General features: G+C 61.8%; 23 protein-coding genes, 1 tRNA gene and 2 pseudogenes. 12 read left to right on the top strand and 14 right to left on the bottom strand.

What is annotated here, in order from left to right:
• Window positions 1-117 precede the first annotated feature (117 nt).
• From FJ546_RS21045 to FJ546_RS21065, 5 genes are all read left to right on the top strand, one after another.
• On the top strand, window positions 118-1,971 hold the full coding sequence (locus FJ546_RS21045) for a heavy metal translocating P-type ATPase (RefSeq protein WP_140891195.1): 1,854 nt from the start codon (window positions 118-120) through the stop codon (window positions 1,969-1,971).
• A 27-nt stretch (window positions 1,972-1,998) separates the two neighbouring features.
• Window positions 1,999-2,448 (top strand): thioredoxin TrxC, encoded by a 450-nt coding sequence (trxC, locus tag FJ546_RS21050; RefSeq protein ID WP_140891084.1) that lies wholly within the window; start codon window positions 1,999-2,001, stop codon window positions 2,446-2,448.
• A 14-nt stretch (window positions 2,449-2,462) separates the two neighbouring features.
• Window positions 2,463-3,713 (top strand): MgtC/SapB family protein, encoded by a 1,251-nt coding sequence (locus FJ546_RS21055; RefSeq protein WP_140891086.1) that lies wholly within the window; start codon window positions 2,463-2,465, stop codon window positions 3,711-3,713.
• 87 nt (window positions 3,714-3,800) lie between these two features.
• Window positions 3,801-4,187: a hypothetical protein gene (locus FJ546_RS21060; RefSeq protein ID WP_140891087.1), complete on the top strand. Its 387-nt coding sequence runs from the start codon at window positions 3,801-3,803 to the stop codon at window positions 4,185-4,187.
• A gap of 32 nt (window positions 4,188-4,219) precedes the next feature.
• The gene (locus tag FJ546_RS21065) at window positions 4,220-4,810 is read left to right on the top strand and encodes an NAD(P)H-dependent oxidoreductase (protein ID WP_140891088.1); all 591 of its coding nucleotides are present in this window, start codon (window positions 4,220-4,222) and stop codon (window positions 4,808-4,810) included.
• Window positions 4,811-4,829: 19 nt separating this feature from the next.
• On the opposite strand, the pseudogene FJ546_RS21070 reads toward FJ546_RS21065, so the two are convergent.
• Window positions 4,830-5,093: pseudogene (locus FJ546_RS21070) on the bottom strand (alcohol dehydrogenase catalytic domain-containing protein); the annotation flags it as partial.
• A 196-nt stretch (window positions 5,094-5,289) separates the two neighbouring features.
• Complete coding sequence (locus tag FJ546_RS21075) at window positions 5,290-5,787, bottom strand: sulfocyanin-like copper-binding protein (RefSeq protein ID WP_246686907.1); 498 nt, start codon at window positions 5,785-5,787, stop codon at window positions 5,290-5,292.
• Window positions 5,788-6,045: 258 nt separating this feature from the next.
• On the opposite strand from FJ546_RS21075, the gene FJ546_RS21080 reads away from it, so the two are divergent.
• The 3 genes and pseudogenes from FJ546_RS21080 to FJ546_RS31665 form a co-directional block, all read left to right on the top strand.
• The gene (locus tag FJ546_RS21080) at window positions 6,046-6,324 is read left to right on the top strand and encodes a PepSY domain-containing protein (protein ID WP_140891091.1); all 279 of its coding nucleotides are present in this window, start codon (window positions 6,046-6,048) and stop codon (window positions 6,322-6,324) included.
• Window positions 6,302-6,898, top strand: a complete 597-nt coding sequence (locus FJ546_RS21085) for a cytochrome b/b6 domain-containing protein (RefSeq protein WP_348641991.1) — start codon at window positions 6,302-6,304, stop codon at window positions 6,896-6,898. The genes FJ546_RS21080 and FJ546_RS21085 overlap by 23 nt, the downstream gene beginning before the upstream one ends.
• A 72-nt stretch (window positions 6,899-6,970) precedes the next feature.
• Window positions 6,971-7,114: pseudogene (locus FJ546_RS31665) on the top strand (arginine-ornithine antiporter); the annotation flags it as partial.
• On the opposite strand, the gene FJ546_RS21095 reads toward FJ546_RS31665, so the two are convergent.
• Both FJ546_RS21095 and FJ546_RS21100 read right to left on the bottom strand, forming a co-directional pair.
• Window positions 7,104-8,510 carry a bifunctional serine/threonine-protein kinase/universal stress protein gene (locus FJ546_RS21095; protein ID WP_140891092.1) on the bottom strand — a complete coding sequence of 469 codons (1,407 nt, stop codon included), beginning with the start codon at window positions 8,508-8,510 and terminating at the stop codon, window positions 7,104-7,106. The pseudogene FJ546_RS31665 and the gene FJ546_RS21095 sit on opposite strands and share 11 nt — an antisense overlap.
• Window positions 8,511-8,524: 14 nt before the next feature.
• Complete coding sequence (locus tag FJ546_RS21100; protein WP_140891094.1) at window positions 8,525-9,265, bottom strand: metallophosphoesterase family protein; 741 nt, start codon at window positions 9,263-9,265, stop codon at window positions 8,525-8,527.
• A 335-nt stretch (window positions 9,266-9,600) separates the two neighbouring features.
• Here FJ546_RS21100 and FJ546_RS21105 point away from each other — a divergent pair, with 335 nt between their 5' ends.
• A complete protein-coding gene (locus FJ546_RS21105; RefSeq protein WP_140891095.1) occupies window positions 9,601-10,248 on the top strand; it encodes a helix-turn-helix domain-containing protein in 648 nt (215 codons plus the stop codon).
• Between the two features lie 52 nt (window positions 10,249-10,300).
• A complete protein-coding gene (locus FJ546_RS21110; RefSeq protein WP_140891096.1) occupies window positions 10,301-10,816 on the top strand; it encodes a GNAT family N-acetyltransferase in 516 nt (171 codons plus the stop codon).
• On the opposite strand, the gene FJ546_RS21115 is transcribed toward FJ546_RS21110, so the two are convergent.
• Window positions 10,813-12,012 (bottom strand): acetate/propionate family kinase, encoded by a 1,200-nt coding sequence (locus FJ546_RS21115; RefSeq protein ID WP_140891097.1) that lies wholly within the window; start codon window positions 12,010-12,012, stop codon window positions 10,813-10,815. The genes FJ546_RS21110 and FJ546_RS21115 overlap by 4 nt on opposite strands.
• Window positions 12,013-12,063: 51 nt before the next feature.
• Window positions 12,064-14,487: a phosphoketolase family protein gene (locus tag FJ546_RS21120; protein WP_140891099.1), complete on the bottom strand. Its 2,424-nt coding sequence runs from the start codon at window positions 14,485-14,487 to the stop codon at window positions 12,064-12,066.
• 388 nt (window positions 14,488-14,875) lie between these two features.
• Here FJ546_RS21120 and FJ546_RS21125 point away from each other — a divergent pair.
• Window positions 14,876-14,951: transfer RNA gene (locus FJ546_RS21125), tRNA-Lys, on the top strand.
• A 237-nt stretch (window positions 14,952-15,188) separates the two neighbouring features.
• Window positions 15,189-15,656: a BA14K family protein gene (locus tag FJ546_RS21130; protein ID WP_140891100.1), complete on the top strand. Its 468-nt coding sequence runs from the start codon at window positions 15,189-15,191 to the stop codon at window positions 15,654-15,656.
• Between the two features lie 137 nt (window positions 15,657-15,793).
• Here FJ546_RS21130 and FJ546_RS21135 read toward each other — a convergent pair whose 3' ends face one another.
• From FJ546_RS21135 to FJ546_RS21170, 8 genes are all read right to left on the bottom strand, one after another.
• Complete coding sequence (locus FJ546_RS21135; protein ID WP_246686908.1) at window positions 15,794-16,105, bottom strand: DUF6882 domain-containing protein; 312 nt, start codon at window positions 16,103-16,105, stop codon at window positions 15,794-15,796.
• A 170-nt stretch (window positions 16,106-16,275) separates the two neighbouring features.
• The gene (gene glpK / locus FJ546_RS21140) at window positions 16,276-17,769 is read right to left on the bottom strand and encodes a glycerol kinase GlpK (protein WP_140891101.1); all 1,494 of its coding nucleotides are present in this window, start codon (window positions 17,767-17,769) and stop codon (window positions 16,276-16,278) included.
• Window positions 17,770-17,772: 3 nt separating this feature from the next.
• A complete protein-coding gene (locus FJ546_RS21145; protein WP_140891102.1) occupies window positions 17,773-18,180 on the bottom strand; it encodes a hypothetical protein in 408 nt (135 codons plus the stop codon).
• A gap of 62 nt (window positions 18,181-18,242) precedes the next feature.
• Entirely contained in the window at window positions 18,243-19,967 is a 1,725-nt protein-coding gene (locus FJ546_RS21150) for an ABC transporter substrate-binding protein (protein ID WP_140891103.1), read from the bottom strand.
• Between the two features lie 79 nt (window positions 19,968-20,046).
• Window positions 20,047-20,334 (bottom strand): DUF2160 domain-containing protein, encoded by a 288-nt coding sequence (locus tag FJ546_RS21155; RefSeq protein WP_140891105.1) that lies wholly within the window; start codon window positions 20,332-20,334, stop codon window positions 20,047-20,049.
• 2 nt (window positions 20,335-20,336) lie between these two features.
• On the bottom strand, window positions 20,337-21,254 hold the full coding sequence (locus FJ546_RS21160; protein ID WP_140891106.1) for a carbohydrate ABC transporter permease: 918 nt from the start codon (window positions 21,252-21,254) through the stop codon (window positions 20,337-20,339).
• A 1-nt stretch (window position 21,255) separates the two neighbouring features.
• Complete coding sequence (locus FJ546_RS21165) at window positions 21,256-22,122, bottom strand: sugar ABC transporter permease (protein WP_027044598.1); 867 nt, start codon at window positions 22,120-22,122, stop codon at window positions 21,256-21,258.
• The gene (locus FJ546_RS21170) at window positions 22,123-23,190 is read right to left on the bottom strand and encodes an ABC transporter ATP-binding protein (RefSeq protein ID WP_140891108.1); all 1,068 of its coding nucleotides are present in this window, start codon (window positions 23,188-23,190) and stop codon (window positions 22,123-22,125) included. It abuts the gene before it with no gap.
• Window positions 23,191-23,195: the final 5 nt, after the last annotated feature.

Consider the following 23,195-nt stretch of genomic DNA (forward strand, 5'->3'; position numbering starts at 1 on the left):
CGTTGCGTTGGATCAAAGTCTTCACCAGCCTATCGGGACTAGCTGTTTGCTTGAGTTCGACACGCCCGTCAGCGCCAGCGAAAATTGGCGAGCATCGATCAAATCGGAAGGCATCGCATGAACGAGTCCACTCTGCGGCGCGCATTGCTGGTCATCGCGGCCCTGGGTCTCGTTGGCGGCATCGGAGCCTGGCGAACCGGGCTCGGGCCTTTTGATGCCGGCACGATCTGGACGGTGGCCACCTTGCCCGTGGTGGCGGCTCTCGCCATCTCTATTCTGCGTGATTTCTGGATCGGCCGCTTTGGTGTCGATGCAATTGCGTTGGTGTCCATGTCCGCCGCGCTGCTGCTTGGCCAACCGCTGGCCGCGATAGTGGTCGCCATCATGTATGCCGGCGGCACCGTGCTCGAGGATTTTGCCCGCGGCCGTGCCGAGCGGAACCTCAAGGCACTCACCGACCGGTCACCGCGTGTCGCACATCGCGAATCGACACACGGAACGGAAAGGATTTCCGTCGAAAAGGTCGTTGTCGGCGACACCCTTCTGGTACGCGCCGGCGAACTGCTTCCGGTCGACGGTATCCTGCTCGATGCTTCAGCTTCGATCGATGAGTCCGCGGTGACCGGAGAGCCGCTGCCGGAACGACGGACCGCGGGCGACATGCTGCGTAGCGGCACCGTCAATGCGGGCGAGACCTTCAGCATGCGGGCTTCGGCCCTCGCCGAAGAAAGCACTTATGCCGCGATCGTACGCATGGTCGCCGCAGCACAGACCGCGAAATCTCCGTTCATTCGCATGGCGGACCGCTTTGCCCTGTTCCTGTTGCCTGCCACTCTGCTGGTTTCCTGCGCCGCCTGGTATGTTTCCGGCGACCCGATCAGAGCGCTTGCGGTGCTGGTCGTCGCAACGCCCTGCCCGCTCATTCTCGCTGCCCCCGTTGCCTTCATCGGCGGCGTCTCCCGAGCCGCGCGGGCCGGCATCCTGATGAAAGGCGGCACGGCTCTGGAGGCCCTCGCGCAAGTCCGAACCGCGATCTTCGACAAGACGGGAACCTTGACCATTGGCGGCGCCGAGCTCATCGAAATCGAAGCCGCGCCCGGCCGTGACGCGAACCAATTGCTGCAGTTGTTGGCGTCCCTGGAACAAGCCTCGCACCATGTGCTCGCCGACTCGATCGTCCGGACAGCGCGCGGCAGGCAGCTGATGCTTTCGCATCCGCGTGATGTCAGCGAGCATCGCGGTGCGGGCCTGAAGGGTCGAGTTGACAACATATCGATCGCCGCCGGATCGCGGGCTCTCGTGCTCGCCGACAAGCCGCCGCCCGGCTGGGCGAAAGGCGGCGAAGAAAAATACCGGGAGGAGCCGGTGCTCAGGGTTTTTGTCGCACTTGGCGGACGACTTGCCGGCGTGTTTACTTTCGGCGATGCGATGCGTGCCGATGCACACGACACGCTCGTCAACCTGCGCTCGGCCGGCATCACGCGCATGGTCCTGCTGACGGGTGATGACGGTGCCGCCGCAAAGCGTATCTCTTCCATGCTGGATCTGGATGCCGTCGTTGTCGATGCCATTCCCGCGGATAAGGTCGCGATCGTGGAGGCCGAGAAAGCAAGAGCGCCGACAATGATGGTTGGCGATGGCATCAACGATGCCCCCGCCCTTGCCGCGGCGACGGTCGGCGTCGCCATGGGCGCGCGCGGGGCGACAGCCTCTTCCGAAGCGGCCGATGTCATCGTTCTCACAGACCGGTTGGAGCCCGTCGCCGAGGCAGTGCGGATCGCCCGACGGACGCGCGCGATCGCCCTGCAGAGCATCGTTGTCGGGCTGGCGCTCTCGGGTGTCGCAATGGCCGCGGCGGCCATGGGGCAGATCGCGCCGGTGGCAGGTGCATTGCTTCAGGAAGGGATCGACGTCGCGGTCATCCTGAACGCACTGCGCGCCCTTGGCGACGGGCGTCTCCGGCGCGCATAGTGGACAACAACGGATCGGTGAACGGCCATGGCACAGCAGAATCTGGTGGTTTGCGGCAAATGCGGCGGGGTCAATCGCCTGCCGCCGGCGCGCAATGCCCACGAGGCCAAATGCGGAAAGTGCGGGAACAGGCTGTTTTCAGGTCACCCACTGGACGTCGACGCCAAGGCGTTCGACCACGAGATAGCGCGCAGCGGTATTCCCGTTGTCGTCGACATCTGGGCACCATGGTGTGGCCCGTGCAAGATGATGGCTCCGGCCTACGAAGCGGCGGCGCGCGAACTGGAGCCACATGTTCGCCTGCTCAAGCTCAACTCGGACAATGAGCAGGCTGTTGCTGCAAGGCTTGGCATTCGCGGCATCCCGACGATGATCCTCTTCCATGGCGGGCGTGAAATCGCGCGCACATCAGGTGCAATGACGGCAGGCCAGATCGTCAGGTGGGTTCGCGACCGCCTGCCGACGGTCGCCGCCTGAAAGCTGCAGCGGCAATGGATCCGCTCATCGCCCGGCTCGGACTGGCCCTGGCAATTGGCTTGCTCGTTGGACTGGAACGTGGCTGGCGCGAGCGGGAGGCGCCCGATCGCAGCCGCACGGCGGGCATTCGCACCTTTGGCATATCCGGCTTGCTCGGCGGCGTTCTGGCCGCACTCGCCAACGCGCTCGGTGCAGTATCGGTGCTGGTCGGCGGGTTCATCACCTTTGCCGCAATCTTTGCCTGGTACAAGGCGCGCGAAGCTGCCCATGACGAGGATTTCAGTGTCACGAGCGTGATCGCGGGCCTTGGCGTTTTTGCGCTGGGCGCGCTTTCGGTCACCGACGACTATCGGGCGGCTGCCGCCGGTGGTGCGGCATTGGCGGCAATCCTGGCCAGCCGAGAGGTGCTGCACGGCCTGCTGAAGCGACTGACCTGGATCGAACTGCGATCGGCTCTCATCCTGGCGGTGATGACGGCGATCGTCCTGCCCTTGCTGCCGAACCGGACGATGGACCCGTGGGGAGGTTTCAATCCGTGGGAGGTCTGGTTCCTGACGGTGCTGATGGCCTCGATTTCGTTCGCCGGCTATGTGGCTGTTCGTATTCTGGGAAATACGCGCGGCCTGCTCGTCAGTTCGCTCGCCGGCGCGATCGTCTCTTCCACCGCCGTGACCTTGGCGCTTGCCCGCAACGCCGCCTCGGCAAGCAACCCACTACCGCTCGCAGGAGCGGCATCATTGGCTGCAATGGTTTCCGTGCTCCGCGTCTGCGCCGTGGTTCTGATCATCGAGCCGAGCGTCTTCGCTTGGGTTGGCATTCCGGCCACCGCTGCTGCCCTCGTCTTCGCTGCCTGCGGCGCATTGCTGCTGATCCGCGATAGAGGGAATGGCGAAGGGAGCGCCATGGCACGCAATCCCTTCGAACTGGGCCCATTGTTGCTCTTCGCCTTGCTCTTCGCGATCGTCGCGACCGCGAGCGCCGGATTGGCCGCCCAATTCGGCGGGCGCGGATTGCTGGTGAGTTCGGCGCTTGCAGGTACGTTCGATGTCGATGTTGCGGTGCTCGGCGGGTTGCGCCTGGTCAAGCATTCCGTGTCCATCGAGACGGTGGGCCAGGCCGTGCTCGCGGCGCTGGCAGCAAACGCGGTCGGCCGGCTGTCGCTCGCGGTATTTGCCGGTCCGGTCAGATTCTGGTTGCCATTGGCGATCGCAACGTTGATCTCCGCGACCATGGGCATCTGCGCCATCCTGTTGCTTGGCACCTGAGGGAAGCGCGGCGACCGAGCTTTGTTTGATGCGGATCAAGGGCCAGGTCCAGCCACCGCTCTATGAAACTCCGTAAAGGAGTTCGCCATGACCAGCCTGAAGGATCTCACCCCCAAATTCCGCCACGTCCGTCTGCTGCTGGCCCGTGAAAAGGGCCACCCGGAAGGCGACCGCGAAGAGGGTTACGACGTGTTGGCTCCGCTGACCGGCGAAGGCCGGATCGATGCGGAAGAGTGGAGATCGCACAGGGCTTCCTGTCGCGTTCGCCGCTTCCGCACCGGCGAGGAGGACCTGATCGGCAGACTGAGGCGCAAGCCGGGCGGACAATGGTATTTCGACTACGCCGAAGGCGATCGCGACGACGAAATCGGCTTTCATCTCGGCGACGAACGGTTCGTGACCGGCGAATATGTGTCGATCGAGCGCAACGGCGCCATGCACACCTACCAGGTAGCGCGGGTCGAGCGGCCTTGACGCCGCGACGACAGATTCGCTGCGAGTAGATCATTTCGCGACGCATCCTCATCGTGGTCGGCCATCCCGACCCGTCCCCGGACCGGCTCTGCCGCGGCCTTGCCAAGGCCTATGGCGAAGGCGCGGAGAAGGCGGGACACGCCGTGCGCCGGGTCGATCTGGCGGCACTTGATTGTCCAATGCTGCGGACAATGCAGGAGTTCGAGCATGGTGCGGTGCCCGTCGGCCTCAGGGAGGCCGCCGACGCGATCGTCTGGGCCGAGCACATCGTCTTTGTCTTTCCACTGTGGCTCGGAACCATGCCGGCCATGCTCAAGGCATTCCTGGAACAGGTCATGCGGCCGGGAACCGCCTTTGCCCACCCGGACAAGGACGGCGGCTTCACCAAGACACTGCTTCGCGGCCGCTCCGCACGCGTCGTGGTGACGATGGGCATGCCTGCCGTTCTCTACCGCCTATGGTTCCTTGGACATGGCCTGGCCGGCATGCGGCGGAGCATCCTGCATTTCGTCGGCATCAGTCCGGTGCGTGAGACATTGTTCGGCATGGTCGCCGGCGCCGGCGATGCGACCCGTGCGAAGTGGATCCGGCAAATGCGCGGTCTGGGAGAACGGGCCGGATAATTCTCGACTGTCAATCACGGCCGAGCCAGGGCACGCCAACTCGGCGCCCCACCCTGGACCGCGCGACGCCCTTGCCCACAGAATCGACGATGCCGACGATTTCGTGACCCGGAATGAGCGGCAGGTTTGGATGACGCAAATCCCCATCAATGACGTGCAGATCGGTGCGACAGACAGCGCATGCCTCGACCTTCAGCCTTATCTCGCCCGTCCCAGGCATGGGATCGGGCCTGTCGACCAGCTTCAAGGGGGCGCCGACCTTTTCGAGCACCATCGCTTTCATGACGCGCTCCATACGCCGCAGGAAAAAATGCCCAGACCGCCCAATCCGTCTGTTTGGTCGAGCCAACGTTCGGCCCAACCGTTGACCTTGCCTTCGGACGTAACCTTGCCGTCATGCGTCAGCCAAGCCGACAGGACCGGCGATCCCGGCGAGCTTTCAAAAACTGCGACAATCGCAGGGTCGCCAGGTTCAAGGCCTATGGATCGACAGTGAATTCGGCCCACATGCCGGCTCCATAGTGACCCGGTACGTTGCAGACAAGCAGGTATTTTCCAGCCTTCAGTTCGACGGTCAACGTGCCTGATTTGCCGGGATCGAGCTCTGAAACCTCGCCCTTGTCGCCTGCCTTGTCTTCGTCGACCCGGTTCTCGGCATCAAGATAGGGAAGCGGCTTGCCGGGATCGGCAAGATACATGACGATCATTTCGTGAACGGTGTCCTTGGAGTCATTTTTCACGTTGAATGTAACCTCCCCTGCCTTCACCGCTCCGGGGGACGCCTTCATACCCATGGTGGCCTTGGAGAGATCGATCCCGGGCGTCGCATAAGCGAGCCCCATGGGCATTTGCACGCTTGCCCCCTTGTCCCATAAAGAGACCTGGACAATCGAAGCAGCCCGCGTCGCGCCGGCGCTGCCGATCATAAGCATTGCGGCGGCAAGCCCAAGCGTAGCTCTCCTCAATATGGCTTTCATGACTTTTCTCCTCGGGATAGCAGCAGAAGCGCTCTGTATCCGAGCCATCATCCTGCTCGCGGCGCCACCCGCGATCCTTGCGCCAGATCAAACCTACCGGCGGTGAACCCTATCGGCGGGCCTATGTCGCTGTCAGCCAGTTGTCAGGTTGAATTGGCTATCCCGCACCAATGACGGTCATACCGCCGTCTGACCGAACCGGTCGAAATCCCCCCTCAAGGCGCAACATCCGCGCCCAACCTCTCGAATGGAGCCATTATGTATCGCACACTCGTCCTCGCCGCGCTCGCCGGCATGCTTGCAGGACCGGCGCTCGCTGCTGGCGGCAGCTGCAGCCCCGCGCCGAAATCACAGTTCAAGCCCAAGGCAACGCTCGAGGCGCAATTGACCGGCGAAGGTCTCACCGTCCGCCAGATCAAGGTCGAGAAGGGTTGCTATGAAGTCTACGCAGTCGACAAGTCCGGCAAGAAAGTGAATCTCGCCTACAATGCCGAGACCCTTGAAAAGCTCGATAATGCCGAAGCCGGCGAAAACTGATCGGAACGCTTCAATAGCGGCGGACGCGCAACCATCGCTGGAGATGGTGCGCGTCTGGGACCGAGTCGTGCGAGGCTTTCACTGGGCGCTGGTGCTCAGCTTCGTTACGGCCTGGCTCACCTCCCATTCTTCGGAGGACGTCCACTATTGGGCTGGCTACACTGCTGCCGGGCTGGTCGTGACGCGGCTCGTGTGGGGTGTCCTTGGCACACCCTATGCGCGCTTCTCGCAATTCGTGCGTGACCGGGAAACGGTGCTGCGCTACCTCTGGGCGTTGCTGCACGGTCGCGAAGCCCGCTACATCGGCCACAACCCTGCCGGCGGCGCAATGATACTCATGCTGATCACGGCGATGGGTTCAACCGCACTGACCGGTTGGCTGATGACGACGGACGCCTATTTCGGCGTGTCGTGGGTCGAAACGATGCACAGCCTCAGCGCACACGGCCTACTTCTGCTGGTCCTTTTCCATATGGGCGGCGTCGTTATGGCAAGCTTTCGCCATCGCGAAAATCTGGTACGGGCCATGATCACGGGGCGAAAACGCAAGGCCGAGCCGGCGGACATTGCCTGAACCCATCTAACCGACCAGATCCGATTTGCGCCCTGGACGCTTTCGGGGCGCAAGTCGGTCGCTCCCTGTTCGATCGGCTGGGCGATCGCAGCCGTGGGCATGCTGGCACTGGTCTTCGTCTATCAATCGCTAGCCACCCCCAAGCCCGAGCTGGACGCAGGGTCCTACGCCTACGCCAAGGCCGGCTTCGGCCCCTTTATCGGCTTCAAAGCGGCCGCGCTTGCTCCTCGACGACCTTCAATCGGACCACCGAGACCGAGCAAAGAGCCTGTGCGACGACTTTGGTCGAAACGCTGCCCAGGTGGCGGCGGATTGCCGAAGATGCCCGGGCTCCAACGACGATGTGGCCGACGTCATTGTGCTCGGCATAGTCGAGGATCGCATCTGCGGGGCTGACCGCTTCGAGCACATGATAACTGATGCGGTCTTCCGGCAGATGAAGCGGGTGAGCCCAATCCTTCAGCGCCACCAGCCGTTTCAAGTAGACCGGGCGTCCGGATTCGTCGACCGCCCGCGTCTCTCCTATGATCTCGGTCCTCAGGACCGTCACGCAGGCCAGCCGGGAATCCTCGCGCGAAGCAAGTACACGAGCGGTTTCATTGAGGACCTCGCCCGCCAGCGCATCGCTGCCATTGGCCAGATCGACCGCGGCGAGGACAATGGACGGTCCGGCCTGCGTCCTCGACAAGGTCGGCTTGCCGACAAGCGATCTGTCAGCCGTCTTGCGAAACAGCCTGGCGGTCGCGGCCCATATCCCCTTGTCCTGCGGTTTGCGCCTGGCGACCACCACCTGGTCGGGGTTCCTCAAGTCGGACAGAAGGTGCGCCGCCTCGACATATCGTCGAGACCTGTCCACTTCCATGCATCTCAGGATGATGGCTTCCAGCCAGCGCGGAATGGCATCGTTGATATCTCTCGGCGACCTTGGAGCGTGATAGAGTCTGCGCTTCATCCCCGCGAAAGTCGCAGGCCGCCCGAACGGCTCCTCGCCCGTTGCCAGCTGATAGAGGATGCAACCCAGAGCAAACAAGTCACTTGCAGGATCGGACCGCTCTCCGAGCACCTGTTCTGGTGAAATATAGGCGGCCGTGCCCATCGGCACCGAGCTTTCCGCGCCGAGAAGATCGGGAAGCTCCGCGTGCCGAGCGAGCCCGAAGTCGAGGAGCACTGCCCCGCGCTCGGCGAGAATGACATTCTCGGGTTTGAGATCGAGATGGACGACCTTCTGCCGGTGCAGGGCAGCGAGTGCGGTCGCGATCTCGGCGCCGATCCTTGCCACCTCGTCCACGGGGAGCGGCGCGTTGCCGACGAGATCCGCCAGGCCGGTGCCGGCCACGAACTCCATGGCAAGATAGGGCACGCGCGACAAGCTGCCGGCTGCCGCAAAACGCGGCACATGCGGGCCTGACAGGCGTTTGAGGATCAGCTCCTCCGCCTCGAAACCGAGGATGACGGAAACAGCCCCGCCCGGGTCGAGAAACGGTATCTTCAGCACAAGCGGGAATTCATATCGCGGGTTGGTCGCCCGCCAGAGCGAGGCCATGCCGCCGGCAGGCAGCTTTTCCACCAGCTCGAAGCCATCGATGACTGCCCCTGCCTCAAACCGTTGCATGGGAATACGTCTCCTCAGCGGCCGATCTTCAAACGCATGCCAAGCCAACCGGGCAGGCCGGCGGCCTTGATCTTGCGTGCCGTTTCTTCATGATCATAGGGGACACGAACCATCGTGGCCTCGTGGCGTTGTGTGTCGACAAGAACAAAGCATGCGGCCGGGTTGCCATCGCGAGGTTGACCAACTGCGCCGGCAATTATCAGATGCCTCCTCAGCGCGGACAGTGGTGCCGCCACGTTGTCCAGCGGCTGAAAATGCATCGGTCGACGCCCGGATAGCGCATAATAGATGGCCGGCACGTGGGTATGGCCGCAGAAAATGAACTGGGCATCCATTGAAGACAGGCAGCGTTCTGCCGCATCGACGTCGCGTATATACGACCATTTTTCTGGCCTCTCGGCGCTGGCGTGCACATACAGCCGGTTCTCGGATTGCAGTGAAAGCGGCAATCGCGCCAGGAAATCGAGGTGCGTGGAAGTGAGGCGTTCACGGGTCCACTGGGCCGAGAACCGCGCATTCTCAGTCATGTTGCTCAGGTTCCGCGCCACTGCCTCGTCGTGGTTGCCCATGATGCAAAGCGCGCCGCACGCCACCAGATCGACGGCCTTCTCGATCACATAGACGGGATCCGGCCCATAGCCGACCAGATCGCCGAGCAACACCACCTCGTCCGGATCGTGCCTTCGGACGGCCTCCAGGACTGCGTCGAACGCCTCGCGATTGGCATGGATATCAGACAGGATCGCGATGCGCATTCAACCTATCCCGAGCGTAGGCAAACCATAGGCAACCGGCGGCGCGAATGATTTGATCCGGCTCAACACCCATGCGCGAGATAATCGGGAGGAGCAATAACCAAGCTGCCAACCACGACAGTCGCATCCGCGGAGCCGGTATATCGCGGATATCACGGTACCATCTGCAAAGTCGAAGACGCCGGGTCGGATGGCAGCGAGATCGCAGCCGACGCCAAGAGCGGCCGTCTGACGTCCAGGCCTCGCCTAGGTAGTTTCCCGTAGGGACATAACCGAATTTCGGCACCCGCCGATTTGCGCGATTGCTGTGTCACGGATCAACCGGGAAGACAGCCATGCAAGCCTACACCTCCTCCAGGATTTCATTGTCGTCGCGTCTTGCTCAGCCAGGCCTGCCAGCGCCACTCGATTCCGGGCCGGTGCAGCCGGTCAGCTTCTTTCCAGCCGGTTCAGAGATCTATGCCCAGGGCGAGAAGGCGGGAGCGTTCTACCAGGTTGAGTTCGGCGCCGTTCGCATCTACCGACTGCTTGCCGATGGCCGCCGGCAGATAAGTGCCTTCCACCTGGCTGGAGAGACGTTCGGCTTCGAAGCTGGCACGACGCACCATTTCTTCGCCGAAGCGATCAATGCCGCCTGCGTTCGCGTCTTCCACTTCAATGCTGGGGCGGACATGTCGCGTCAGTTGCTGCCCCTGGCGCTCAAGGGGTTGACCAGAGCCCAGGAACACCTCCTCGTCCTGGGTCGCCAAAACGCCATCGAACGCGTGGCCGCCTTCCTGGTGGATATGGTGGAGCGCCAAGGCGGCCTGCGGCAGGTGGAACTTCCGATGTCGCGCATGGACATCGGCGACTATCTGGGACTCACCATCGAAACCGTGTCACGGGTTTTCACCCGGCTGAAGGACAAGGGCGTGATCCGCCTGCTCAACCTGCGCAGCGTCGAAATCCTCAGGCAGGACCTGCTGCGGGCCATGGGCGAATGAGCCCCCCAAGCAGAGAGCATAACGTCAGCCTCAGATCAAGGATCTTATTGTCATGAACGATATACTTACCACCCACACCGGATTTCGCTTCGAAGTGCGTCGCGCGCGCCCTGAAGACGAGGCCAAGCTGGCCGAGTTCTTCACGCATGTGACCGCGGAAGATCTGCGCTTCCGCTTTCTCGGCGCTGTGAAGGAGGTTTCGCATGAACGACTGGTGGCTATGACGCGTTCAGACGACGCCCATACCCATAATTTCGTGGCCTTCTCGACCGACGGGATGTTGATCGCCGTTGCGACGCTGGCAAGCGATCGCGCCGACCGAACCGGCGAGGTCGCGATCTGCATTCGCGCGGATCGCAAGCATCTGGGCGTTGGCTGGGAACTGCTCGCCCATATCTCGAAATATGCCGAAAAACTTGGACTCGAAGCGATCGAAGCGATCGAGAGCCGTGAAAACCGTGCCGCCATCGAGGTCGAGCGCGACATGGGTTTCACCTTGACCACCGATCCCGACGATGCGACACTTGTCCAGGTTCGAAGGGAACTGGGCGCGCGATCAGCCGGTTAGGGACCCGGCCCCTCCTGGTTTGCCGAAGACGCAAAGATCGACATCTCTACCGCGACAGCACGTTCTTCATCTGCTGGAATGACAAGGACATCGACGCGGGAATTGCGATTGCTGACAACTTCCTCGCCTCTTCGGTTTCGCTGTTCATCGATGCCAACTCCAAGCCAGGCCGCGGCGGCGCCGATCCTTTCCCGGACCAACGGCGCGTTTTCGCCAATGCCGGCAGTGAACACCAGCGTGTCCAGTCCTCCCATGGCAGCGGCCAGCGATCCCATCTCGCGTCCGATCCGATAAACGAAGAGATCGACAGCCTGAGCGGCAGCAGGATCCTTCGAGCCGATCAGGGTCCGCATATCGCCAGATATACCAGACACGCCGAGTAGGCCTGATTGCTCGTAGAGAAGCATGACCAGTTCTTCGGCGGACAGCCGCCGTTCCTGCAGCAAGTGGAGGATGACCCCCGGATCGAGCGCACCGCAACGCGTGCTCATGACAAGGCCGTCCAGGGTCGAAAACCCCATCGTCGTGGCGACGCTTCGTCCGGCGTCCATGGCGCACAGGCTGGCGCCGCTGCCGAGATGAGCGACGATCGTGCGGCCGCCGGCGACGGCGCCGTATCGGTCATGCAGCTTCGCGGCGATGTGGCTGTAGGACAGGCCATGAAAGCCGTAGGAAACGATGCCCGCCTCGGTCATCGCGCGCGGCAGACCGTAGGTTTTGGCAAGCTCCGGCCGGGTCGAATGAAACGCCGTGTCGAAGCATCCTATCTGGACGGCCTGCGGCAGGAGTGCAGTGGCCAGCGCCACAATCTCGAGATTGATCCGTTGGTGGATGGGCGCCATTGGCTCGAGCAGGCGCAGTGCCTTGAGCGTGCGTTCGTCGAGCTGCGTTGCTTCGGTGAAGTCGCGCCCGCCGTGAACGATCCTGTGCCCTACCCTGTCGATGCGACGCAAGAGATCGTTTTCGACGAGCACGGCGGCAACCGCCGCGAACGCCTTGTCCATATCGATCGGTTCTTTGCTCAGGCTCCTGTCGACTTTGGACCTGCCGGCCGCGGCCTCGACACGCAGCCGTGGTTGTTGACCCAGAGACGAGACGTTGCCGCGCAGCCGCAGCGGCAGATCACCGCGTCGCCCGAAGACGGCGAACTTCAGGCTCGAAGAACCGCCGTTCAGAACAAGCATCGCATCGGTCATGAAGCCATCCGAAATCTTGCCATTCCCATGCGTTTGCGAACGGGTGTCCGTTCAATCCGGCCGCTTCGGCGCCGCATCAGGATCCCGTCCCCACTTCCAGTCAAGGATTTCCGGCATATCCCGCCCATGGGCGCGAATATAGGCTCGATGTTCAAGCAGCTTGCTTTCCATCTTCTGCTTCAGGCCGACGCGCACGCGCCCCAATTGCGGGACCCAGTCCAGCACGCTCTGGACAATGTGGAAGCGGTCGAGGCCGTTCATCACGGTCATGTCGAAAGGGGTCGTCGTCGTCCCTTCCTCGTTGTAGCCGCGCACATGGATGTTGTCGTGGTTGGTGCGCCGATAAGTCAGGCGGTGAATGGTCCAGGGATAGCCGTGATAGGCAAAGATGACCGGTTTATCCGGGGTGAACAGCGCGTCGAAATCACGATCCGACAGACCGTGCGGATGATATTCCTTCGGCTGAAGCGTCATCAGGTCGACGATATTGACCACCCTGATCCTGAGGTCGGGAGCCTGTTGCCTGAGGATCTGCACGGCGGCCAGCGTTTCGAGGGTCGGGACGTCGCCGGCGCAAGCCATCACCACGTCGGGCTCAGCCCCATCGTCCGTCGACGCCCAGTCCCAGATGCCGATCCCTGCTCGGCAGTGAACGATCGCCTTGTCCATCGGCAGCCACTGCCATGACGGCGGCTTGCCTGCGACGATGACGTTGATGCGGTTCCAGGTCTGCAGCACATGGTCGGTCACGCACAGCAAGGTGTTGGCATCCGGTGGCAGGTAGACCCGTACGATGTCGGCCTTCTTGTTGAGGGCGACGTCGATGAAACCGGGGTCCTGATGGCTGAAGCCGTTATGTTCCTGATGCCAGACATGGCTGGACAACAGATAGTTCAGCGATGCGATCGGCCGGCGCCACGGGATCTCGCGGCAGGCATCCAGCCATTTCGCATGCTGGTTGAACATGGAATCGACGATGTGGATAAACGCCTCGTAACAGGAAAACAGGCCGTGGCGCCCCGTGAGCAGGTAGCCTTCCAGCCAGCCCTGGCAGGTGTGCTCGGAGAGGATTTCGAGAACCCGGCCGTCGCGCCCGAGATGAACGTCTTCGGGCAGGATCTTTTCCATCCAGCCGCGCTCCGTGACTTCAAACACGTCCTGAAGGCGGTTCGAGGCAGTTTCGTCCGGGCCGACGATGCGGAAGTTCTTCGCGGCCTCATTCAACCGCATGACGTCACGCAGGAAGCCGCCCATCACCCGCGTCGACTCGGCCTTGATGGCGCCGGGGCGCTCGACCGCAACGGCGTGGTCATGCAACCCCGGCAGTTCGAGGGACCTGCGCAGCAGGCCGCCATTGGCGTGCGGGTTTGCACTCATTCGTTTCGTTGCCTGGGGTGCCGTGGCGCGGATCGAAGCGACAGGAGCGCCAGCGGCGTCGAACAGTTCCTCGGGCCGGTAGCTTCTCAGCCACTCCTCAAGCAGCTTGAGATGCGCGGGGTTTTCCGCAAGGCCCGACAATGGAACCTGGTGCGAGCGCCAGAAGCCCTCGGTCTTCAGGCCGTCGACCTCTTTCGGCCCGGTCCACCCCTTAGGGCTGCGCAGCACGATCATCGGCCATTTTGGTCTTGGCGCGGTCAGGGCTAGTCCGTTGCGCGCGGCATGCTGGATAACCTTGATGCGATCAAACGCATCGTCGAGCACCCTCGCCATCCGCTCATGCATCAGGACCGGCTCGTGGCCTTCCACGAACAGCGGCTCATAGCCGTAGCCGGTAAACAGCGCGCGCAATTCCTCTTCGGGAATGCGGGCCAGAACAGTTGGATTGGCGATCTTATAGCCGTTGAGATGCAGGATCGGCAGCACGGCCCCGTCGCGCGTCGGGTTGAGGAATTTGTTGGAGTGCCACGCGGCTGCCGACGGTCCGGTTTCTGCTTCACCGTCGCCGACCACGCAGGCAACGATGAGATCAGGATTGTCAAAGGTCGCGCCATAGGCGTGCGAAAGCGAATAGCCCAACTCGCCGCCCTCATGGATCGAGCCAGGCACGTCCGGTGCCGCGTGGCTCGGTATGCCGCCGGGAAACGAGAACTGCCGGAACAGCTTGCGCATGCCCTGCTCGTCCATCGCAATGTCCGGATTGAGCTCGCTGTAGGTGCCTTCCAGATAGGTATTCGCCACCATTGCCGGGCCGCCGTGACCGGGCCCGCAGATATAGATCACATTCGCGCCCCTGAGCCGGATGACGCGATTGAGGTGGGCATAGATGAAGCTCAATCCGGGCGACGTTCCCCAGTGGCCGAGGAGACGCGGCTTGACGTGCTCAAGCCGCAACGGTTCGCGCAGCAGCGGGTTGTCGAGCAGGTAGATCTGGCCGATCGTCAGATAGTTGGCGGCGCGCCAATAGGCATCGATATCATGCAGCTCGCGATCCGACAGAAGGCCGCCGGAAGCTGGTATCGTCCTATGCTCGGTCATGTCTGGCTCCCATCCTGTTGGCGCCCTGTCGCCGGAGCGCGACATGGGCTTGTGTTCGTCGATCCGCGCGAATGGACACCAACGCGTATGCACGCTTTCCGTTCATCGCTTCGCAACCTTACGTACCTCGAGCGTGCTCGCCTCCGGGCATGTCGCCATGCGGAGACATGCTATTGGCTTCATGAGATTTCGCCTCATTCGCAACAGCGCCGAACCACTGGATGCCTGCGCTCGCGACATCTATGGCAGCCGCGGACAGCGCTGCATTGATTCACCGCAAATGCTGCCATCGGTGCGGCCCTTGCGGATGCTCTTTTTCCGGTTGACCGGCCGAGGCACTCTCCCTATGTTCCGCGCAATTTCGAGGGCCGCCCTTTCGCGCCCGCGGGAGCGCGTAGCTCAGCCGGTAGAGCAACTGACTTTTAATCAGTAGGTCATGGGTTCGAATCCCATCGCGCTCACCAATATTTCAATGAAATCAATAGATTACCTCGCAAGCATTTCCACTGTGGCACTCTGCCTGCTTCGATCGACGGCGCAACGCCCCCGGCGAAGCGCTGGCGTCACCTCGCGTCGGCGCTGGTGGGAGGCCGGAGAAACATTACAATTCAGCAACTTGGGATTTAGCGAGGAACCTTACCCAAAACCACCCGTTGTCTCGCCTCAAGGGACGTCAATCACCCTTTCGAAGGAGGAAGACCATGAACAAGATCGTATCGGGTATACTGGCGACCACCCTGTCGGCATCGTTTGCCGCGACTGCTCTGCCTGCCAATGCCGCGCAGATGTTGGTGCCGCAGGCGGCATCGGCTTCGAGCGATGTGCAGACGGTCGACTACAAGCCGTGGATGAAGAACCGCCACTTCAACCGCAATTTCAACGGCAATCGTAACTTCGCGCGTAACGGCGACGCCTATTGGAATGGCCATCGCGGCTATCGCGAATATCATCGCGGCTATCGCCGCCATGGCGACTACTGGTTCCCGCTGGCAGCTTTCGCGACTGGCGCGCTGATTACGGGCGCCATCGTCAACAGCGAGAATAACCGCGTCTCCGAAGGCAATGCGCATGTGCGGTGGTGCTACGACCGCTATCGCAGCTATCGTGCTTCGGACAACACATTCCAGCCGAACTACGGACCGCGCCAGGAGTGCCGTTCGCCTTACTGACCCAGGGATGAGTGACAGTAGCTGGCAAGTCTGAGTACAAGGCCCGCGTTGGAAATGGCGCGGGCCTTTTCGTTGAAACTTTCAGCATCCCGATCAACGGAATTCCTGTCAGCTGGCCCAGCTTGCGCTTTTGAGCATCAGATAAAGGCCTCCACCTTCCCGCGCGGAGAACGATAGGCTCCGAGCGCGTCGCAGACTCGCACCATTGCCGCGGTCAGTTCCCAGCCGAGTGCTTCCAGATCATCTGTCGTGTCGGTCACATAAGCCTGCTGAAGTTCGGCAATATCATTCTCCTCGCCGAAGGAACGAACGCGATTGGCGTCGGCGAGAAGTTCATTGGGCAAGTTGGAATTCGACCATGCCCAAAGCCAGTTACCGGCCTTGGCGCTTGTCGAGCCGGCAATCTGAATCTCGGCAACGACCTTGACGGTACCATTGTCCGAAAACAAAAAGCCTGCCGGTCGTCAGGTCATAGTCATAGCGCGGCCAGTGGCCGAGGCGGAATTCCTTCTCCAAATGGGCATTCTTGGCCGTGAGCTGTTCAAAAGCCTCGTCTCGCCAAGCAGGATACCAGTCTGGCTGCATGTCCCCCACCTCAGGTCCGTTCCTGTGGTGACCGTTATGACACGCTCAGCGTCCTGCGCACAGCATCGCGCCAGCCTGCCAGCTTGGCGGATCGCGTGGCGCTATCCATCTCCGGCTTGAACCGCCGCTCGAGCGCCCAGCTCTTGGCGAATTCCTTCGCCTTGGGCCAGACGCCAGCCTTCGAGCCGGCAAGCCAGGCCGCACCCAGCGCGGTCGTCTCGAGGATGGTCGGGCGATCGACGGGAGCATCGAGAATGTCGGCCAGCCGCTGCATGGTCCAGTCCGACGCGACCATGCCGCCATCGACCCTCAGCACCGTTTTCGCCGAAGTGCCTTTCCAGTCCTTGCGCATGGCATCGAGCAGGTCGCGGGTCTGATAGGCGACGGCCTCCAGTGCCGCGCGCGCAAACTCCGCAGGACCGGAGTTGCGTGTCAGTCCGAAGATCGCGCCGCGCGCCTCGGCGTCCCAATGCGGCGCGCCGAGACCGACAAAGGCCGGCACCAGGTAGACGTTTTGCGTCGGATCGGCTTGATCAGCGAGTTTGCCGCTCTGCTCGGCCTTGCCGATCACCTTGATGCCGTCCCGCAGCCATTGCACGGCAGCGCCGGCGATGAAGATCGAGCCTTCCAGGGCATAGGTGGTCTTGCCGTTCAGCCGATAGGCGATAGTGGTCAAGAGCCGGTTCTTCGAACGCACCAGATCGCCGCCGGTGTTGAGCAGAGCGAAGCAGCCGGTGCCATAGGTGGATTTCAGCATGCCCGGCTCGAAGCAGGCCTGGCCGATGGTCGCCGCATGCTGGTCGCCGGCGACGCCGAGGATCCTTATCTCGGCGCCGAACAGATTTTTCTCGGTCACTCCATAATCATCGGCACAGTCTTTGACCTCCGGCAGTATTTTTGCCGGAATGTTGAGAATGGCCAAAAGCTCGTGGTCCCAGGTGTTTTCCGCGATGTTGTAGACCAGCGTGCGCGAGGCGTTGGTGGCGTCGGTGGCGTGGACCTTGCCGCCGGTCAGCCGCCAGATCAGAAAACTGTCGATGGTGCCGGCCAGCAATTCGCCTTTCTCAGCGCGTTTTCTCGCGCCCTTCACCTTGTCGAGCATCCAAGCGATCTTGGTGCCCGAGAAATAGGGATCGAGCAGCAGGCCGGTCTTGCGCGTGAATTTCTTCTCGAGCCCCTGCTTCCTGAGCTTCTGGCATAGCGGTGCAGTGCGCCGGTCCTGCCAGACGATGGCGTTGTGGATGGGCTTGCCGGTCGCCCTGTCCCAGATGACGACGGTCTCGCGCTGGTTGGTGATGCCTATGGCCGCAACGTCGGACGCTTCGCGGCCACCATTCTTCAGCGCGGCCTTCACGGTCGTCACGACGCTTGCCCAAATCTCTTCCGGGTCATGCTCGACCCAGCCCGACGCCGGATAGTGCTGGGTAAATTCCTTCTGGCCGCTGCCGGCGACTTTCATCTCACCGTCAAACAGGATCGCCCGGGTCGATGTCGTTCCCTGGTCGATGGCCAGTATGAAGCCGGACATGATTTATATCTCCCGGCGCAGCGTGCTCAGCGCTGCTGCGATACGGCCATAGGCAGCGTCGGCAAGTGTTAGCATTGGTGTGGCATCAACGTCTAAGGTTAGGTCGCCGCTGCGAATGAAGGCCCGTATGACCGAGTGATCGGGGCGAAACCAACGACCATCGTCGGTCGAGACACCGTCAGGATCAATTCCATCACCGAAGATCATGGCATAGGCAGCGAGAAAAGCTACGGATCGAGGTTTATCGGCATAGGTATCCTGGGGGCCATTTTGCCATTTTTCCAGCACCTCCGATCGTTCGAAAGGATGATCGGCTATTGTACATGCCGACGCGCCGTCGCGAGCACGACTTTGAGGATTCAACAAGTATCCAAAGGACCGGACAATCCCTTCGATGTGCTGCGAGTGCATTGTTCCTCCCTAAACGCAAATGAGCCGGAGTTGCTACTCCGGCCCACAAAATGCTAGCGCATTTACTTCTGCCAGCTCTTCACCAGTTCGTCGTAGTTGATGGTGATCGGCTTGTCCTTCTCCTTCTCGAGCTTCAGCTGAGGCGCCAGATTGCCGCCCTTGACCGCGTCGGCGTTCCAGTAAGCAAGGTCATGCTCTTCGGCCATCTTCGGTCCGATGTCGCCCTGGACACCGGATTTCTCGATACGTGCCATGACTTTTTCCTGATCGGCACAGAGTGAATCCATGGCCTCCTGCGGTGTCTTGGCACCAGACGATGCGTCACCGATGTTCTGCCACCAGAGCTGCGCCAGCTTCGGATAGTCCGGCACGTTGGTACCGGTCGGCGTCCACTGCACGCGGGCCGGCGAGCGATAGAACTCGATCAGACCGCCGAGCTTCGGCGCACGTTCGGTGAAGCTCTTGTCATGGATGGTGGAGTCGCGAATGAAGGTCAGGCCAACCTGGCTCTTCTTCACATCGACGGTCTTCGAGGTGACGAACTGGGCATAAAGCCAGGCGGCCTTGGCGCGGTCGGTCGGCGTCGACTTCATCAGCGTCCAGGAACCGACGTCCTGATAGCCGAGCTTCATTCCGTCCTTCCAGTAGGAGCCGTGCGGAGACGGCGCCATGCGCCACTTCGGCGTGCCGTCCTCGTTCATGACCGGCAGGCCGGGCTTGACCATGTCGGCGGTGAAGGCGGTGTACCAGAATATCTGCTGGGCAACATTGCCTTGCGACGGCACGGGGCCGGATTCGGAGAAGGTCATGCCCTGGGCTTCCGGCGGCGCATAGGCTTTCAGCCAATCAAGATACTTTTGGATGGCATAGACCGACGCTGGTCCATTGGTGTCGCCGCCGCGCGCGGTGCACGAGCCGACAGGCCGCGACTTCGCATCGACCTTGATGCCCCATTCGTCGACCGGCACACCGTTCGGCAGGCCCTTGTCGCCATTGCCGGCCATCGAAAGCCAGGCGTCCGTGAACCGCCAGCCGAGCGACGGGTCCTTCTTGCCGTAGTCCATGTGGCCATAGACCTTCTTGCCGTTGACGTCGCGGCCAGTGAAGAATTCGGCGATATCCTCATAAGCCGACCAGTTGACCGGCACGCCGAGATCGTAGCCGTACTTGGCCTTGAAGTCGGCCTTGTTCTTCTCATCGTTGAACCAGTCGTAACGGAACCAATAGAGGTTCGCGAACTGCTGGTCGGGCAGTTGGTAGAGTTTCTTGTCCGGCGCGGTGGTGAACTTCGTGCCGATGAAGTCGTCGACGTCGAGCATCGGATCGGTGACGTCCTTGCCTTCGCCCGCCATCCAGTCGGTCAGGTTGCGCACCTGCTGGTAACGCCAGTGGGTGCCGATCAGATCGGAATCGTTGACCCAGCCGTCATAGATGTTCTGGCCGGTCTGCATCTGGGTCTGGATCTTTTCGACGACATCGCCTTCCTGGATGACGTCATGCGTGACCTTGATGCCGGTGATGGCGGTAAAGGCCGGCGCCAGCACCTGAGACTCGTACTGGTGGGTGGTCAAGGTTTCAGACACGACTTTGATTTCCATGCCGGCGAAGGGCTTGGCCGCGTCGATGAACCACTGCATTTGCTTTTCCTGGTCGGCGCGGGAAAGCGTCGACACGCCGCCTATCTCTTTGTCCAAAAAGGCTTTTGCCTCATCCATCCCGGCATAGGCATTGCCTACGCCGAGCAACAGGACAAGGGCCGTTGTTGATGTTAAAAATTGCCGTCGCATGTGTTTCCTCCACTGTTTCAGGTTTCAAGTGCGATCTGGAGCGGTCGCCGGCACGCGGCCGCTCCAACAGTATCCCCCTCTATACGTAGCGGAACACGCCGATGGCGTAGACCACGGAGAGAGCGAGAGCCCACCACAGGTTGGATCCAACGAGACCCAGCCAAGCGAGATGAATAAAGGCGCTGCCAAGCAGCGACAGGAAAAGACGATCGCCGCGCGTCGTCTCGAAGCGCAGGATGCCGACGCGCGGTTTGCCGCCCGGCGAGGCGTATTCCCAGGCCGCCATGCCGCACAGCAACAGCAGAACGGTCGCGAAGAAGGCCGCCGTCGGCCACGTCCACGCCATCCAGGAGAGATCTAGGTTCATGATCACACCCTCCCCAGGGCAAAACCCTTGGCGATATAATTTCGCACGAACCAGATGACGAGCGCGCCGGGGATCAGCGTCAGCACGCCGGCGGCGGCGAGCAGGCCCCAATCCATGCCTGCGGCCGAAACGGTGCGCGTCATGGTGGCGGCGATCGGCTTGGCGTCGGTGGTCGTCAGCGTGCGCGCGATCAGCAATTCGACCCACGAGAACATGAAGCAGAAGAAGCAGGCGACACCAATGCCGCTCGCGATCAGCGGCATGAAGATTTTGACGAAGAAGCGCGGGAAGGAATAGCCGTCAATATAGGCGGTCTCGTCGATTTCCTTCGGCACGCCCGACATGAAGCCCTCGAGAATCCACACCGCCAGCGGAACGTTGAACAGGCAATGCGCCAGCGCCACCGCGATATGCGTGTCGATAAGCCCGAAGGCCGAGTAGAGTTGGAAGAACGGCAGTGCGAACACCGCTGGCGGCGCCATGCGGTTGGTCAGCAGCCAGAAGAACAGATGCTTGTCGCCAAGGAAGCGGTAGCGCGAGAAGGCATAGGCCGCCGGCAGCGCCACCGATACCGAAATCACCATGTTCATGACCACATAGGTGATCGAGTTGATGTAGCCGGAGTACCAGGCCTTCTCGGTGAAGATGGTGACGTAGTTGGCGATTGTCGGCGCGTGCGGGTAGAGCGTCATCGAGTTGACGATCTCGGCATTGGTCTTGAAGCTCATATTGACGAGCCAGTAGATCGGCAGCAAAAGTACGATGATGTAGAGCGTCGGCACGATCCACCACCAGCGCGATTCCTCGCCGCGCCGGCGCATGCGCCTGTCGAGATCGCTCTGCGACAGCGTACCGGCGAGACCTTCCGAAGCAGTCCCGTTCATCGCATTGCGCTCGGTTCGTTCATTGGCGCCAGCCATTTCAGCGCTCCGCGTCGTAATTGGTCATCACGGTGTAGAACACCCACGACAACAACAGGATGATGAGGAAGTAGACCAGCGACATGGCGGCCGCCGGGCCAAGGTCGAACTGGCCGAGCGCCGTCTTGACGAGGTCGATCGACAGGAAGGTCGTCGAGTTGCCCGGCCCGCCGCCGGTGACGACGAAGGGTTCGGTGTAGATCATGAAACTGTCCATGAAGCGCAGCAGCACGGCGATCAAAAGCACGCGCTGCATCTTCGGCAGCTGGATGTAGCGGAACACCGCCCAGCGCGAGGCCCCGTCGATCTTGGCCGCCTGGTAGAAGGCATCGGGGATCGAGACCAGTCCGGCGTAGCAGAGCAGCACGACGAGGCTGGTCCAGTGCCAGACATCCATGACGATGATCGTCACCCAGGCATCGAACGGATCCTGCACGTAATTGTAGTCGATGCCGATCGCGTTGAGGTAATAGCCCAACAGTCCGATGTCGTTGCGTCCGAACACCTGCCAGATGGTGCCGACGACGTTCCACGGGATCAGCAGTGGCAGCGACATCAGCACCAGGCAGACCGGCACGCCCCAGCCCTTCTTCGGCATGTTGAGCGCGATGAAGATGCCGAGCGGCACCTCGATCGCCAGGATGATGAAGGAAAAGATCAGGTTGCGGACCATCGCTTCCCAGAAGCGGCTGGACGACAGCAGTTCCTCGAACCATTCGGTGCCGGCCCAGGTGAAGACATTGTTGCCGAACGTGTCCTGCACCGAATAGTTGACGACCGTCATCAGCGGGATGACGGCGGTGAAGGCGACCAGCACCAGCACCGGCAGCACGAGGAACCAGGCCTTGTTGTTCCAGGTCTTGTCCATCTACGCCCCCATCTCGACACGCCAGGAATCGGCATAGATGTTGATGCCGGCCGGATCGAACCGCACCTTCGGCTCGGCTGGCACGGTCTCGTCCTCACCGATGACGGCGGCGATGTCCCTGCCTTCCAGCTTGGCGCGTACCACCTTGTGGCGGCCGAGATCCTCGACCTTGCTGATCGAGACGGCCATGCCGTCGCGGCCGAGCCGCACATATTCGGGGCGGATGCCGAGTTCGACGGCGCCGCCGGCGGCTTTAGGGGCGCCCGGCAGTTCGATCCGCTGCGAGCCGAGCGTCGCCGTCCTGCCGTCGATCGCCACCGGCATGACGTTCATGCCCGGCGAGCCGATGAAATAACCGACAAAAGTATGGCGCGGCCGCTCGAACAGTTCGGCCGGCGTGCCGATCTGCACGATGCCGCCATCATACATGACGACGACCTGGTCGGCGAAAGTCAGCGCCTCGGTCTGGTCGTGGGTGACGTAGACCATGGTGTAGCCGAAGCGGCGATGCAGCTGCTTCAATTGCGAGCGCAGCACCCACTTCATATGCGGGTCGATGACGGTCAACGGCTCGTCGAACAGGATGGCGTTGACGTCGGAGCGCACCAGGCCGCGGCCGAGCGAGATTTTCTGCTTCTGGTCGGCGGTCAGGCCCCTCGCCTTCTTCTTGGCCCAGGACGCCAGGTCGATCATCTCCAGCGTCTCGCGCACCTTGCGGTCGACATCGGCCTCCGGCACGCCGCGATTGCGCAGCGGGAAGGCCAGATTGTCATAGACGGTCATGGTGTCGTAGATGACCGGAAACTGGAACACCTGCGCGATGTTGCGTTCCTGCGTCGACAGATTGGTCACGTCCCTGCCGTTGAACAGCAACTGGCCGTGCGAGGGATGCAGCAGGCCCGAAATGATGTTGAGCAGCGTGGTCTTGCCGCAGCCGGATGGGCCGAGCAGCGCATAGGCGCCGCCATCCTCGAATGTGTGGTGCACTTCCCTGAGCGCGAAATCGGCATCCTTCTGCGGGTTCGGCAGGTAGGAATGCCTGACATGGTTGACGTCGATGCGCGCCATATCGC

Source organism: Mesorhizobium sp. B2-4-19 (assembly GCF_006441315.1).
Classification (GTDB): Bacteria; Pseudomonadota; Alphaproteobacteria; order Rhizobiales; family Rhizobiaceae; genus Mesorhizobium.